Source organism: Streptomyces sp. HB132 (assembly GCF_016909575.1).
GTDB lineage: Bacteria > Actinomycetota > Actinomycetes > Streptomycetales > Streptomycetaceae > Streptomyces.
In genome coordinates this window covers 255,127-269,743 of the sequence record NZ_JAFBGA010000006.1, presented here as the reverse complement: position 1 = coordinate 269,743, position 14,617 = coordinate 255,127, and the positions used below count along the sequence as shown (strand labels likewise).

At 72.3% G+C, this 14,617-nt stretch carries 10 protein-coding genes; 8 read left to right on the top strand and 2 right to left on the bottom strand.

All coding sequences use genetic code 11. The features are described from left to right. Window positions 1-506: 506 nt before the first annotated feature. Both JOC24_RS16585 and JOC24_RS16580 read left to right on the top strand, forming a co-directional pair. Window positions 507-1,508: a TIGR03842 family LLM class F420-dependent oxidoreductase gene (locus JOC24_RS16585; RefSeq protein WP_205021069.1), complete on the top strand. Its 1,002-nt coding sequence runs from the start codon at window positions 507-509 to the stop codon at window positions 1,506-1,508. Between the two features lie 109 nt (window positions 1,509-1,617). After that, the gene (locus JOC24_RS16580) at window positions 1,618-3,171 is read left to right on the top strand and encodes an NCS1 family nucleobase:cation symporter-1 (RefSeq protein WP_205021068.1); all 1,554 of its coding nucleotides are present in this window, start codon (window positions 1,618-1,620) and stop codon (window positions 3,169-3,171) included. Here JOC24_RS16580 and JOC24_RS16575 read toward each other — a convergent pair. Next, window positions 3,134-3,895, bottom strand: coding sequence for a hypothetical protein (locus JOC24_RS16575; RefSeq protein WP_205021067.1), 762 nt, complete (start codon window positions 3,893-3,895; stop codon window positions 3,134-3,136). The genes JOC24_RS16580 and JOC24_RS16575 overlap by 38 nt on opposite strands. A 220-nt stretch (window positions 3,896-4,115) precedes the next feature. On the opposite strand from JOC24_RS16575, the gene JOC24_RS16570 reads away from it, so the two are divergent. The 5 genes from JOC24_RS16570 to JOC24_RS16550 all read left to right on the top strand — a co-directional run bounded on the left by JOC24_RS16570 (window position 4,116) and on the right by JOC24_RS16550 (window position 12,314). After that, complete coding sequence (locus tag JOC24_RS16570; RefSeq protein ID WP_205021066.1) at window positions 4,116-4,472, top strand: hypothetical protein; 357 nt, start codon at window positions 4,116-4,118, stop codon at window positions 4,470-4,472. Between the two features lie 176 nt (window positions 4,473-4,648). Further along, window positions 4,649-6,130: an amidase gene (locus JOC24_RS16565; protein ID WP_205021065.1), complete on the top strand. Its 1,482-nt coding sequence runs from the start codon at window positions 4,649-4,651 to the stop codon at window positions 6,128-6,130. 645 nt (window positions 6,131-6,775) lie between these two features. After that, window positions 6,776-8,998, top strand: a complete 2,223-nt coding sequence (locus tag JOC24_RS16560) for an NADP-dependent isocitrate dehydrogenase (protein WP_205021064.1) — start codon at window positions 6,776-6,778, stop codon at window positions 8,996-8,998. A 138-nt stretch (window positions 8,999-9,136) separates the two neighbouring features. Further along, the gene (locus tag JOC24_RS16555; RefSeq protein ID WP_205021063.1) at window positions 9,137-10,777 is read left to right on the top strand and encodes a PucR family transcriptional regulator; all 1,641 of its coding nucleotides are present in this window, start codon (window positions 9,137-9,139) and stop codon (window positions 10,775-10,777) included. A gap of 154 nt (window positions 10,778-10,931) precedes the next feature. Next, window positions 10,932-12,314, top strand: coding sequence for a type III PLP-dependent enzyme domain-containing protein (locus tag JOC24_RS16550; RefSeq protein ID WP_307792707.1), 1,383 nt, complete (start codon window positions 10,932-10,934; stop codon window positions 12,312-12,314). A gap of 61 nt (window positions 12,315-12,375) precedes the next feature. Here the strand turns inward: JOC24_RS16550 and JOC24_RS16545 are convergent, their stop codons facing one another. Further along, window positions 12,376-13,440 (bottom strand): lipoate--protein ligase family protein, encoded by a 1,065-nt coding sequence (locus JOC24_RS16545; RefSeq protein WP_205021062.1) that lies wholly within the window; start codon window positions 13,438-13,440, stop codon window positions 12,376-12,378. A gap of 290 nt (window positions 13,441-13,730) precedes the next feature. Here JOC24_RS16545 and JOC24_RS16540 point away from each other — a divergent pair, with 290 nt between their 5' ends. Beyond that, complete coding sequence (locus JOC24_RS16540; protein WP_205021061.1) at window positions 13,731-14,570, top strand: maleylpyruvate isomerase family mycothiol-dependent enzyme; 840 nt, start codon at window positions 13,731-13,733, stop codon at window positions 14,568-14,570. Window positions 14,571-14,617: the final 47 nt, after the last annotated feature.

The following is a 14,617-nucleotide window of genomic DNA, read 5'->3' as shown; positions in this document are numbered from 1 at the left end:
CGTACGGACCGCCTGACGGTGCCGGACATCCACCGCCGGGTGGCCCGTCTTTCGTCGGGCGCGACGGGCCGCCCACGCCGTGTCACCTCCGGGGAGAAGGCAACCAGGCGTCGTCCGGGGCGTGTTGACGCTTCACGCCCGGTTCGTGGCGGGCCGCCGGGCGGCGTCCGCGCCGGGTCCGGACCACTCGGCGGCCGGTTCCCGCGCAGCTGCGGGGGAACCGCCCCCAACCGTTCATGCTCCGCGCGTAGACTCCCCCTTCCCAAAGCCCGCCGACGGGTCCAGGATTGTCCCCCGCGACTCGCGCGTCCACGAGTCGTGGTACCGGGCCGGGCGTCGGCCGGTGTGGAAAGCTCTGCCGCAGGACGCCACCGAGGGCAAGCGCCGGCGGTTCCCTCCGCGGTGTGCGCCGAGAGCACGACGTACACCGGAAGGCAGCTCGCCCGCCGGTACGGCGGCTGCAACCCGCGCGCCATGTGTCAGTACTTCGACAAGGAGCATCTGTCATGGATTTCGGACTCGTCCTCCAGACCGACCCGCCCGCCTCGGCCGTCGTCCGACTCATGCGCCGCGCGGAGAGGAACGGGTTCCGCTACGGCTGGACCTTCGACTCGGCCGTGCTGTGGCAGGAGCCCTTCGTCATCTACAGCCGGATCCTGGAGCACACCGAACGGATGATCGTCGGGCCGATGGTGACGAACCCGGGGACCCGCACCTGGGAGGTCACCGCCTCCACCTTCGCCACGCTGAACGAGATGTACGGCAACCGCACCGTCTGCGGCATCGGGCGCGGCGACTCCGCCATGAGGGTGGCGGGCCGCAAGCCCAACACACTGGCCAGGCTGGGCGAGGCCATCGAGGTGATCAGGGACCTCGCGGAGGGGCGCGAGGCCACCGTCGACGGACAGCCGGTCCGGATCCCTTGGGTGAAGGACGGCAGACTGCCCGTCTGGATGGGCGCGTACGGGCCCAAGGCCCTCGCGCTGGCCGGGGAGAAGGCCGACGGCTTCATCCTCCAACTGGCCGATCCCTACCTCACCGAATGGATGATCAAAGCGGTACGCGACGCGGCCGCCGCCGCCGGCCGGGATCCGGACTCCGTCACCATCTGCGTGGCCGCCCCCGCCTATGTCGGCGAGGACCTGGACCACGCGCGGGAACAGTGCCGCTGGTTCGGCGGCATGGTCGGCAACCACGTGGCGGACCTCGTCTCCCGGTACGGGGAGCACTCGGACCTCGTACCCGAGGCCCTCACCGCGTACATCGCCGGCCGCTCGGGCTACGACTACAGCCATCACGGCCGCACCGGCAACCCGGACACGGCCTTCGTCCCCGACGAGATCGTCGACCGGTTCTGTCTGCTGGGACCGCCCGAGGCGCACATCGAGAAGCTCGAGGTCCTGCGCGACCTGGGGGTCGACCAGTTCGCCGTGTACGACATGCACGACGCGCGCGAGGAGACCATCGACGCCTACGGTTCCAAGATCATTCCCGCACTGTCGGTCTGACCCGCCCCGGGCGGCCGCGCCCCGCCCGTCGCACCTCCCCGCAATGGCTGTCCGGCCACCACACGCCCGCGCCCCGCACGGCACCTCCCGAGCGAAGGGTCACGTCACCATGACCGCTACCGTCCCACCCGTCCCACCACCCGCCCCCGGTGAGCCGATAGCCGACCCCTCGGGGCGGATCGAACTCGCTCCCGGGGCTGTCCCGGGCGACTCCCGATTCGTCAACGACGATCTGCTGCCGGTGCCCCTGGAGCGGCGCCGCTGGACGACGTACAACTTCGCCGCGCTGTGGATCGGGATGGCCCACAACATCCCGTCCTGGCTGCTGGCCTCCGGGCTGGTCGCGCTCGGCATGGACTGGAAGCAGGCCGTCCTCACGATCGCGCTGGCCAACCTCATCGTGCTGGCCCCGATGCTGCTGACGGGGCACGCCGGGCCCAAGTACGGCATCCCCTTCCCCGTGCTGGCCCGGGCCTCCTTCGGGCTTCGGGGTGCCAATCTGCCGGCGCTGATCAGGGCCGCGGTCGCCTGCGCCTGGTTCGGGATCCAGACCTGGATCGGCGGCGTCGGGATCTTCACGCTGCTCGGCAAGATCTTCGGCGGCTGGGCGCGGGCCGGGGAGATCGGCGGGCAGCCCTGGACGCTGTGGCTCTGCTTCGTCCTCTTCTGGGCGCTCGAACTCGCGATCATCTACCGGGGGATGGACACCCTGCGCCGCTTCGAGAGCTGGGCCGCGCCCTTCGTCATCGTCGGAGCGGTGGTCCTGCTGGTCTGGGTCGCGGTCAAGGCGGGTGGCTTCGGCCCACTCCTGGACCAGCCTTCCGCACTCGGCTGGGGCGAGGACTTCTGGCCCGTCTTCTTCCCGTCGCTCATGGGCATGATCGCCTTCTGGTCCACCCTCTCCCTGAACATCCCCGACTTCACGCGCTTCGGCGCCGGCCAACGCGCCCAGATCCGGGGGCAGTCGCTCGGGCTGCCGACCACGATGACCTTCTTCGCGCTGCTCTCCGTCTTCGTCACGTCCGGTTCCCAGGCCGTGTACGGGGAGGCGATCTGGGATCCCGTCCAGCTCGTCGCGAAGACCGACAACGTCTTCGGCCTCCTCTTCGGACTCGTCACCGTGCTGGTGGCGACCATCTCGGTGAACATCGCGGCCAACGTGGTCTCACCGGCGTACGACCTGGCGAACCTCGCCCCGAAACTCATCAACTTCCGTACGGGCGCTCTGATCACCGGGGTCGTCGGTGTCCTGATCATGCCGTGGAAGCTCACCGAGACACCCGAGCTGTACATCTTCACCTGGCTGGGTCTGGTGGGAGGGCTGCTCGGCACGGTGGCCGGCATCCTGATCGCCGACTACTGGATCATCCGCCGCACCGTTCTCGACCTGCCGGACCTCTACCTGCCCGGGGGCCGCTACTGGTACAAGGGCGGCTGGAACTGGCGCGCCGTCGTGGCTTTCGCCGTCGGCGGCGTCCTTGCGGTGGGCGGGTCCCACTCCGCACCGGGCAAGGGCCCTTTCCCGGCCGACGGCCTGCTCCCGTTCCTCGAACCGCTCGCCGACTACGGCTGGGCCGTCGGACTGGTCTCCTCGCTGCTGCTGTACACCGTGCTGAGCCGCGGTGTCAGGACTGTGCGGGAGCCCGTCCGAGCACGGCGCTGACGTCGACCGTCTCGTTCTTCGAAGGCGTGGCCGTGGGCACCGGCTCGTCGAAGCCGGAGAAGTCCACGGCCGCGTCCGCCCCGTCACCCTTCACGGTGATTCGCACGGGGTAGTGCGCGCCACCGGTATCCACGTAGGCCGTCAACTTCTGTCCGCCGAGGGTCCGGGTGACCGGGACGGTCCGTACCCCGTCGACCGACGCGGCCCTCCCCTTGGTGAACGTCCCGGCGGCATTCCCGGCGTTGTCGGAGACCAGCTGGAGGAAGGTGTCCAGATCGCACGCCTCCACGACCGGCCGCAGCCTGGAGTCGGAGGCGGAGCCCTTCATGTACCGACCGGCGAGGACCGACTCGAAGGTCGAGCCGCCGACCGGGACCTGGTTCTTCCAGAAGTCCGAGTCCGGTTTCAGCCAGACCGAGTCGCCCCGTTTGATGATCTCCACCGACCCCTTGCCCTTGCCCAGGTCGACGTCGCCCGCACAGTTGCCGCTCCGGTCCAGGCTGAGGTCGACCGTCATCGGCGACCGGTTCTCGCCGAGGTCGCCCCGCGCACGCAGGTGCAGGGACCGGACGTCCAGCAGGGCGTCCCGGGAGCGGTCCGCGATCTGCTCGGCCGGGAGCGATTCGATGTCGTCGTCCGCCTGCGCCACGGTGCCCCCGGCGCCGGCGAGTACGGCCACCGTCGCGCAGGCGGCGACGCGCGTGGCGATGCGCTGTGCTGTCACGGCGCCTCCTCGGAAACGTCCCTGTTCAGGCCCCTCTTGAGCGCTGTTCACCCTATTGGCGAGCGTACGCCCGCGCACGGTCGCCTGCGCGGCGGGCCGGGTGTACGGAGGGTGAGGTTCGGCCCCGTTTTCGGTCACGGAACGTCGGGGAGGGCAGCCCTGAAGATCGCCGGAGCTCGTCCGGAGCGCGCCCGGCACTCGTCCGAAACCAAGGGGAGACATGAAGCCGTACAAGGGGCACGCAGTCCGCACGCTGGCCCGGGGAGCGGCCGTCGCCGGACTGACCGTCGCACTCGCCGTTCCGGCGACCGCCGCGGTGGCCGTCGCGCGGGCCGCCGCCATTCCGCCCGGGTTGTCCTGCGACACCGGCAAGCACGCGATCGACGACTACACCGGATACGCGCTCTGCCGGAACAACGGCTCTGCCACGCAGACCTTCTGGGTGCACCTGGTCTGCGGCTGGTCGCCCGATGTGGACGGTGAGCACGTCACCCTGAGGCCCGGCGAGTCCGGGCAGTCGACCGCCCACTGCGCCGGCCTCGGTACGGGGATCGGCGAGATCCACGTACGGCCGTAGCGCCCGCAGCCGGACGCCACCGCCTCCGGCAGGGGGCAGAGGGAGACGGGCTCCGATCCGCGTGCGGCGCGCTTGAGCGGACCCCCATGCCTCGTTACTCTCCAGTAGACCCGCTCGGGCGGACTCCGGGCGGACCCCGGGGCCGGGGCTCCGGCGGACGCGAGGAGGCGGTGGCGATGTCCTCAGCAGACCCTACGGAGCGGACCGGACCGATCAGGCCCGCGGAGCCGCGCGCACAGCCCGGACTCACCGACTGCGCCCGGGAACTGGCGGAGGGTCGGACCACCTCGTCCGTGCTGGTCGCCGCGGCGCTCGCGCGCATCGAGGCCAGCCGTCACACCCTCAACGCCTTCCGCCAGCTACGCACGGAAGCGGCGCTCGCGGAGGCCGCCGAGGCCGACCGGCGGCTCCAGGCGGGGGAACGGCTTCCGCTGCTCGGCGTGCCGGTCGCCGTCAAGGACGACACCGACGTCGCCGGCATGCCCACCTACTTCGGCTGCGACGGCGCACTGCCGCCCGCCGCCGCCGACAGCGAGGCCGTCCGCAGACTGCGCGCGGCCGGGGCCGTCGTCGTCGGCAAGACCAACTCCTGCGAGCTGGGGCAATGGGCCTTCACCGAGGGACCCGCCTTCGGAGTCACCCGCAACCCCTGGAGCACCGACCACACACCCGGTGGTTCGTCCGGCGGCTCCGCCGCGGCCGTCGCCGCCGGGCTCGTTCCCGCCGCGCTGGGATCCGACGGTGCGGGGTCCATCCGCATCCCCGCCGCCTGGACCCACCTCGTCGGCATCAAACCGCAGCGCGGCCGGATCTCCGTCCACCCCCACAGCGACGCCTTCCAGGGCCTCACCGTCAACGGCCCCCTCGCCCGCACCGTCGAGGACGCCGCCCTCCTCCTGGACGCCGCCGCGGGACCGCACCCCGGTGACCCGCACCGGCCGCCCGCCGTCGGCGCGTCCGCCGCGGCCCGCCGCGACCCGGGCCGGCTGCGCATCGGCCTCTCCCTGCGGCCGCCGCTCACCCTCACCCGCAACGCGCCCCACCCGGAGGTCCTGCGCGCCGTCACCGCGCTGGCCGAGGTCCTGGCCGGGCTTGGCCACCACGTCGAAGAGGCCCGCCCCCGCTACGGGCTGATCGGCCTCTCCTTCGTGCCCCGGGCCACCGCCGGCATCGCCGAGCTTGCCGCGCTGCACCCCGAACCCGGGCTCCTGGACCCCCGCACCCGCAGTGCCCTGCGGACCGGGACGCGTCTCGGGGGTCGTGTCGTCCGGGCCGCCCGCGCGCGCGAAGTGCGCCAGCACGCAAGGATCGGCGCCTTCTTCGACACGGCCCGCGGCGGATCCGGATACGACGTCCTACTCACCCCGACCACGGCAGCGCCACCGCCGAGGGTCGGGGCCTTCGACCACCTCAGTGCCTGGCGCACCGACATCGCGATGACCTCGGCCTGCCCCTACGCCTGGCCCTGGAACGTCCTCGGATGGCCGGGGATCAGCGTCCCGGCGGGCTTCACCCGCGACGGCCTCCCCATCGGGGCCCAGCTCCTGGGCCCCTCCCGCAGCGAGGCCCGGCTCATCTCGCTCGCGGCCCAGCTCGAGGCCGAACTGCGCTGGTACGAGCACCGGCCGCCGCCCCTGGGCACGGCCGACGGGCGCTGAGGCCACGTCGAGCGGCGCCGGCATCGCGTCGTACCGGTCGGGGTGACCCGTCCGGTGCCGGTCCGGAGGGCGGTTCCACGCCTCCGTGGTTCTCACGCCCGCTTCCGGACACCGAACGCACCTGGGAGGAGGCGGCCCTGCGCCGGGCAGGCGAGGAACGCCGCGCAGCGTTCCCCGCGAACCGCGCGAGTCGCTCACCCACTCCGCCGGGGGCGCGGCGAGCGGCGACGTGCTGCTCCCGCCCGCCGCCACCGGCCGGCCGATCGGCGGGTTCGTCTCCCGGCCGCCCGTGCCACCGCCCCGGGGGCCGGAGACGCTCACCCGGCGTGAGCGTGAGGCGACCGCCCCGGCCGCCCGCGGGCCGACCGGCGAGGAGATCGCAGTCCACATCGTGGTCAGCCCTTTCACGGCCGGGGCGCGCATCAGCCGGTCCGTGAACGAGCCGGGCGCCCGTGACCGGGCCCAGCCGGTCGTCCTCGCGTGCGAGTCCGGGCCGGTCGAGGCGCGAAGGCATCCCTGCGTTCCGGGCCCCGCCGGGCGGAGTGATCGGTTCCGCCGGAATGCGTGCGGGGCACTGTGGAGAGGGGGCCGGTCACGAGATATCTTGATGTCAAGCAATGTTGCAGACGTGGAGCGGAGCACCCGGTGACTGACTCGACCATCATCTATACGCACACCGACGAGGCCCCTGCCCTGGCGACGTACTCGTTCCTGCCCGTCATCGAGGCCTACGCCTCGACCGCGGGTGTCACGGTGGAGCGCCGCGACATCTCCCTGGCGGGGCGGATCATCGCCGGCTTCCCGGAGCGTCTCAAGGCCGATCAGCGCATCGATGACGCGCTCGCCGAGCTCGGCGAGCTGGCCAGGACTCCCGGCGCGAACATCATCAAGCTGCCCAACATCTCGGCCTCGATCCCGCAGCTGAAGGCCGCGATCGCAGAGCTCCAGGAGCAGGGCTACGCGCTTCCGGACTACCCGGACGACCCGCGGACAGACGAGGACAAGGACGTCCGCGCGCGGTACGACAAGGTCAAGGGCAGTGCGGTGAACCCCGTCCTGCGTGAGGGCAACTCCGACCGCCGCGCCCCCGCGTCGGTCAAGAACTACGCCAAGGCGCACCCGCACCGCATGGGCGCCTGGACCGCCGACTCGAAGACGAACGTCGCCACCATGGGCGTCGACGACTTCCGCTCGACGGAGAAGTCCGTCGTCATCGGCGAGGCAGGTTCGCTGCGCATCGAGCTCGCGGGCGACGACGGCACCACCACCGTGCTGCGCGAGTCCGTACCCGTCCTCGCGGGCGAGGTCGTGGACGCGGCCGTCATGCGCGTCGCCGCGCTGCGCGAGTTCTTCACCGCCCAGGTCGCGCGCGCCAAGGCCGAGGACGTCCTGTTCTCCGTGCACCTGAAGGCCACGATGATGAAGGTCTCCGACCCGATCATCTTCGGCCACGTGGTCCGCGCCTTCTTCCCGAACACCTTCGCCAAGTACGGCGACGTCCTCGCGTCGGCCGGTCTGACCCCGAACGACGGCCTCGGCGGCATCCTCAAGGGCCTCGACTCCCTGCCGGACGTCGGCGCCGAGATCAAGGCGTCCTTCGACGCCGAGCTCGCCGAGGGCCCCGCCCTGGCGATGGTCGACTCCGACAAGGGCATCACCAACCTGCACGTGCCGAGCGACGTCATCGTCGACGCGTCGATGCCCGCGATGATCCGCACCTCCGGCCACATGTGGGGCCCGGACGGCAACGAGGCCGACACCATCGCCGTCCTCCCGGACAGCAGCTACGCCGGTGTCTACCAGGTCGTCATCGACGACTGCCGCGCCAACGGCGCCTTCGACCCGTCGACCATGGGCTCCGTCCCCAACGTCGGTCTGATGGCTCAGAAGGCCGAGGAGTACGGCAGCCACGACAAGACCTTCGAGGTCCCCACCACCGGCACGGTGCGGGTCGTCGACGGCAAGGGCGACGTCCTGCTGGAGCAGGCGGTCGGCGCCGGTGACATCTTCCGGATGTGCCAGACCAAGGACCTCCCGATCCAGGACTGGGTCAAGCTCGCCGTCACCCGCGCCCGCGCGACCGGCAACCCGGCCGTGTTCTGGCTCGACGAGGGCCGCGCGCACGACGCCAACCTCATCGCCAAGGTCAACACCTACCTGGCCGAGCACGACACCGACGGCCTGGACATCTCCATCCGGACGCCGGAGGAGGCCACGGCCTTCTCCCTGGAGCGCATCCGTCGCGGTGAGGACACCATCTCGGTCACCGGCAACGTGCTGCGTGACTACCTCACCGACCTCTTCCCCATCCTCGAGCTCGGCACCAGCGCGAAGATGCTCTCCGTCGTACCGCTCATGAACGGTGGCGGACTGTTCGAGACCGGCGCCGGCGGCTCCGCGCCCAAGCACGTCCAGCAGCTGGTCAAGGAGGACTACCTGCGCTGGGACAGCCTGGGTGAGTTCCTCGCCCTCGCGGTCAGCTTCGAGCACCTGGCCACCACCACGGACAACGCGCGCGCCAAGGTGCTCGGCGACACCCTGGACCGGGCCACGGGCACCTTCCTCAACGAGGACAAGTCCCCGAGCCGCAAGCTCGGCGGCATCGACAACCGCGGCAGCCACTTCTACCTGGCGCTCTACTGGGCCCAGGAGCTGGCGCGGCAGACCGACGACGCCGCGCTCGCCGAGGCCTTCGGGCCGCTCGCCGAGACGCTGGCCGAGCAGGAGCAGACCATCGTCGGCGAGCTGGCCGCCGTCCAGGGCAAGCCCGCCGACATCGGTGGCTACTACCAGCCCGACCCGGCGAAGGCGGAGGCCGTGATGCGCCCGTCGGCCACCTTCAACAAGGCCATCGCGACCCTGGGCTGACCCCGGGCCAGGGCGGACACGACCGTCCGGCCGCACCCCGCACGCACGACCGCCCCGGCAGGCACCTCCCCGCCGGGGCGGTCGTGCGTGCGGGCGTCGGCGTGAGGAACCGGGCGGGAGTGCTCGTATCCTCGGCGCATGACGCCAGGCACCACCGGGGGCGGCCCCGGACACGTCACGCTCCGCCAGATCCTCGCCCACGACGACGACGGTGTCCTGCGCCTGCTGCTCGCGCCGGCCGGGCAGGACATCGCGGTCCGAGGCGTGGTCATCGGCGACGAGGGACCCGCCCGCCCGCACGACGGGCGGATCGTACTGGCGGCGGGACTCGCTCCGGGCCTTCCCGACGCTCCCGCCGCCGTGCGGGAAGCCGCCCGGCGCGGTGCGGTGGCGGTGGTGCTGCGGGAGTCCGAGGATGCGCCCGTACCGGCGAAGGCGCTGGCCGCGGCCGAGGAGTGCGGGATCGCGCTGCTCGCCCGCGCGGAATGGGCGGACTGGGGTGACGCCATCACCCTGCTGAGGACCGCGACCGCCTTCGCGTCCGTCGGCCGCGGCGACCTGATGACCGACCCCGCCGCGGACGGGGGACTCGCGGCCCTCGCCACGGCCACCGCCCGGCGCTGCCGGGGCTCGATCACTGTGGAGGACACCCAGTTCCGCGTCCTCGCCCACTCGGCGACGGGCCCCGACGCGGACGGGGTGCGCCGGTCGACGATCCTGGGCGGCCGGGTCCCCGACGGGCGTGTCGCCGAGCTGCGCCGCAGCGGGCTGTTGCGCGCGCTGTGGACCTCCGAGGACGTCATCCACCGGCCCGCCGACGGTGACAGCCCGGAACGCCTCGTCGTCGCCGTGCGCAGCGGCGGCGAGATGTTGGGTTCCCTGTGGGCGGCCGCCGACGGGCAGCAGCTCTCCTCCGACGCGGTGGAGGTGCTGCGCCGCGCCGGTGCGCTCGCCGTGCCCCACCTGCTGCGGCATCGGCTGCGCGAGAGCGGCACCGTGCGGCGGGAGGCACACGCCCTGCGCGGCCTGCTGCACGGAGACGGTGACCAGCGGGCCCACCTGTGGTCGCTCGGACTGCCGCCCGACAGCCCCTGCGCCGTCGTCGTCGCCGTACAGGACAGCCCCGCCGACGGCCCGGGATCCGAACGGACGCTGGAGGCGCTCGCCGTCCAGGTCACGGCCTCCCGTTCGACGGCCCGGGTCCTGCGCGAACAGGACCGGGTCACCGTGCTGCTCCCCTTGAACGACGGTGGTGACCCGCGCGAAGCCCTCGTCCTTGCCAGGGAGCTCGACTCACTGGCGGCGGGTGTCCCCGATGCCGCGCCTGTCCGGGTCGGGGCGGGACGGGCCGTGGCGTCGGGGCCGGAGGCCTCGCATTCGTACCGAAGCGCCCTGCTGGTCGTGCGCGCACTGCGCGACCGGGAGGCCAGGAGGCGCGACCCGAGTCCGGTCCGGCACGCCGGGCCCGGTGACGTGGGGCCGACCGTCGATGTCCTGCGCATGCTCGACGCGGTCCGCCCCGTGTGGGAGTCGGGCACCGGCCCGGTGCACGAGCTGATCCGTACCGACCTGGTGGCCGGCGGCGACCTGGTGCGTTCCCTCGCGGCCTACCTGGAGACCGGTGGGGACGTCGCGGCGGCCGCGGGACGCCTGGTCCTGCACCCGAACACCCTCCGCTACAGGCTGCGCCGGGTCCGCGAGCGGTTCGGCATCGACCTCGACGACCCCGACACCCGGCTGGTCCTCGCCCTGGCTGTCCGCCTGACCGACGTGGTCTGAGGGGATCGCACCCGGCGCTCGTCCGATCGGACAAGATGTAGGCCGTGCTTTGGCGCGTACGACGAAGACGCGGCGGGGGTGCGGAGCCCAACCTTGACGTATCCCGCCACGCCGCTCGCGCAGCCGTGGCACAGCCCCACCAGGAAGTTCACCCGTGACCTCTGCCAGCGACACCTCCCCGGCCCCCGCCGGCCCCGTTCCCGCCACGCTCCTCCCGGCACAGCGCGTCTCCGCCGTGATGCGCAGGGCCGTCGCCACGGGACTCGTCGGCGAGGAACAGCCGGTCGCCGGGTTCCTCGACACGGACGGGATTCGGGCCTCCGTCGAAAGCCTCGACGCCGCCTTCGCCCACGCGCCCGACGTCCTCCACACGTTCGCCGTCAAGGCGGCCTCCCTGGTCCCCGTCCTCCGGCTGCTCGCCGGGCTCGGTATGGGAGCCGAGGTGGCGAGCCCCGGCGAGCTGCGCATCGCGCTCGACGCCGGGGTCGCACCCTCGCGCATCGTCCTCGACTCGCCCGCCAAGACCCGGCAGGAGATCAGCGAGGCCCTCGCCCTGGGTGTGGCGGTCAACGCCGACAACCTCGACGAACTGCGCCGCATCGACGGACTCCGCCCGGCGGGCAGCACGTCGGTCGTCGGACTGCGCGTCAACCCCCAGGTCGGAGGTGGCTCCATCGGAGCGATGAGCACCGCCACCGCCACCTCGAAGTTCGGAGTCGCGCTCCGCGACCCCGGCGCGCGCGACCGCGTGGTGCGGGCCTTCGCCGAGCGCCCGTGGCTCACCCGGCTCCACGCGCACGTGGGTTCCCAGGGATGCCCCCTGGAACTCATCGCGGAGGGCGTCGCGGAGACCTACCGGCTGGCCGAGGAGATCAACCGGACGCTGGGGAGCCGGCAGATCACGAGCCTCGACATCGGCGGGGGACTGCCCGTCAACTTCGACGACGACGAGACGCGGCCGACCTTCGCCGCGTACACCCGGGCGCTCGGCGAGGCCGTCCCCGGTCTCTTCGACGGCCGGTACGCGCTCGTCACGGAGTTCGGCCGCTCACTGCTCGCCAAGAACGGTTTCATCGGCGCACGCGTGGAGTACGTCAAGGAGGCCGGCGGCCGCCGGATCGCCGTCACCCACGCCGGAGCGCAGACCGCCACGCGCACCGTCCTGATGCCCGACGCGTGGCCCCTGCGGGTCGGCGCCCACGACGCGGACGGCAACCCCCGGACCGGCACGCCGCTGCGCCAGGACATCGCGGGCCCGTGCTGCTTCGCCGGCGACGTCGTCGCACACGGCCAGGAACTCCCGGAGCTGCGGGAGGGCGACTTCGTCGTCCTGTACGACACCGGCGCCTACTACTTCTCGACGCACTGGGCCTACAACAGCCTGCCGAGGCCCGCCGTTCACGGTTTCACGGCCGACGGGTCCGGCGCCGTACGCCTCGCCACGGTCCGCGCCGCCCAGACGCTCGACGAGATCGCTGCGGAGAGCGGCCTCGCCCACGCCGGCGCGCTGGTCTCCCCGGGCTTCGGGTTCGAGTGACACCGCGGGCCCTCCCGGCCGGACCCGCGCGGGAAGGGATGGGCGCGGGAGGGAGATGTCCCTACGGCACCCGCGCGGTCCACTCCTCGGTGGCGAACTTCGTCTGCACCAGCTCCTCCGCCCGGGCCAGCTCCTCCGTGGTGACTTCGCCGGTGGTCAGCCCGTAGCGGTCACGGAAGGACGCGATCATGTTGTCGATCACCTGCTCCCGGGCGAGACCGGTCTGACGGCGCAGCGGGTCGACACGCTTCTTGGCGCTCGTGGTGCCCTTGTCGGACATCTTCTCCTTGCCGATGCGCAGGACCCTCACCAGTTTGTCCGCGTCGACGTCATACGACATGGTCACGTGGTGCAGCACGGCTCCCGGGCCGCCGTCAGGGCCGACCATCCGCTTCTGGGCGGCACCGGCGATCTTGCCGGCGTCGGTGGCGATGTCGTTGAGGGGCTTGTACCAGGCCCTGATCCCCATGTCGGCGAGTGCGCCCAGGACCCAGTCGTCGAGGTAGGCGTAACTGTCGGCGAAGGAGAGGCCCGACACCAGCGCCTCCGGCACGGACAGGGAGTAGGTGATCGTACTCATGGGCTCCACGAACATGGCCCCGCCACCCGAGACGCGGCGCACCACGGTCATCCCGTGCTTCGCCGCCTCTCCGGGGTCCACCTCGTTCCGCAGCGACTGGAAACTGCCGATGACCACCGCCGGCGAGGCCCATTCCCAGACCCGCAGCGTGGGTGCCCGTCGCCCGGCGGCCACCTCGGCGGTCAGGACCTCGTCCAGTGCCATGTGCAGGGCCGGCGCCTGCGGTCCCATGTGCACCAGCTGCCAGTCGTAGTCGCTCCACTCGGTCGCGTGGGCCAGGGCTCGCCGAACGGCGATGCCGACGCCCTCCGCGCTCAGCCCGAGCATGACCGTCGACCCCGGCAGTGCGGCCGTGATCCGGGCAGCCAGGCCTGCGGCGTCCGTCGAGGAGGGGGCGCCCTCCAGAGCTCTGTCGATCGCGAGGATCGCCTCGTCGGGCTCCAGGAAGAAGTCCCCTGCGACGCGCACGTCGCGCAGTACGCCTTCCTCGACGTCCAGATCCACGACGACAAGCTTGCCGCCGGGCACCTTGTACTCGCCATGCACGGCTTCGCTCCCTTCCGGTGCGCGGCGAGGGGGCCGAGCCTGTTGGTCCGACCTCCCGGTATACGCGCACATACTTCGCATCGCACCCTAACGCCCGCACCGGCGAGCGGCTGAGCGCCCACGGTCCCGCAACTGCGCGGCACCGTGGGCGAACTGATCGGCCCGGACGATGACCCGCCGACCCGCCCCTTGCCGGGACGCCGTGCGAGCTGCTCTTGTGTACCCGCAGGCCACAGGCGCGGGCGGCGGGCTCGGGTGACGGGCACGGCGTTCACGGGAGCGGTGGGGAAATGGGCTCAGAGGCAGATCAGGGGCAGAGCGTCCGGGGGGCGCCTTCCGAGCGCCTGCCCGAGGGGCTGGCCGATGCGATACGAGCCACGGCCGAGGAGATCGCGGCGCTGTTGCGCGGTGTCCCCGACACCGACGCTCCCGTGCCGGGACTGGTGTGGACGGTGGGAGAGGTGGCCGCGCACCTGGCGCAGGCCAATGAGCTGATGGCGGAGGCGGCGGCAGGGCGGTCCCGCCGTTACGGCGACGGCACTCCGCAGGGCATCGCGGCGGCCAACGAACAGGTTCTCGCCGCCTTCGGCGAGCGGGCGGCGGAACCGCTGGCCGCGATGATCGTGACGCAGGCCGGCGCATACCTGGACGCGGTGGCCGAGCACCCCGTGGACGAGACGCTGATGACGCCCATGGGACCGATGAACCGGGTGGTCCTCGGCTCCTACCTCCTGACGCACATGCTGGGCCACGGCTACGACCTGGCCCGCGCACTGAAACGCCCGCACATGGTCGACCGGGCACGGGTCGCGCTGGCGCTCCCCTTCATGGTCGAGGCCATGCCACGGGTGACCGACGCCGCGGCCACGGCAGGGCTGAACGCCCGCTACGCGGTCCGGCTGTGGGGCGGCGGCCGGTTCGGGGTGACGTTCGTCGACGGTACGGCGACCGTGGGCCACGATCTCCCGGACCGCCCCGACTGCACGATCTCCATCGAGCCGGTCACGTTCCTGCTGATGGCGCTCGGCCGCTGCTCGCCGGTGGGTGCCATGGCCAGGGGGCGGGTACTCGCGTGGGGGCGCAAGCCGTGGATGGGGCCTCGGTTCCCGGAGTACTTCAAGGCTCCGTGAGGGAGACGGCGTCGCGCCACGACCTGGGCCGGACCGCCCCGGACGCG

Coding starts and splice junctions, on each gene's coding strand:
- JOC24_RS16565 (WP_205021065.1), top strand. CDS start 4,649: ATGTCCTCAGCAGACCCTACGGAGCGGACCGGACCGATCAGGCCCGCG.
- JOC24_RS16555 (WP_205021063.1), top strand. CDS start 9,137: ATGACGCCAGGCACCACCGGGGGCGGCCCCGGACACGTCACGCTCCGC.
- JOC24_RS16585 (WP_205021069.1), top strand. CDS start 507: ATGGATTTCGGACTCGTCCTCCAGACCGACCCGCCCGCCTCGGCCGTC.
- JOC24_RS16540 (WP_205021061.1), top strand. CDS start 13,731: ATGGGCTCAGAGGCAGATCAGGGGCAGAGCGTCCGGGGGGCGCCTTCC.
- JOC24_RS16570 (WP_205021066.1), top strand. CDS start 4,116: ATGAAGCCGTACAAGGGGCACGCAGTCCGCACGCTGGCCCGGGGAGCG.
- JOC24_RS16580 (WP_205021068.1), top strand. CDS start 1,618: ATGACCGCTACCGTCCCACCCGTCCCACCACCCGCCCCCGGTGAGCCG.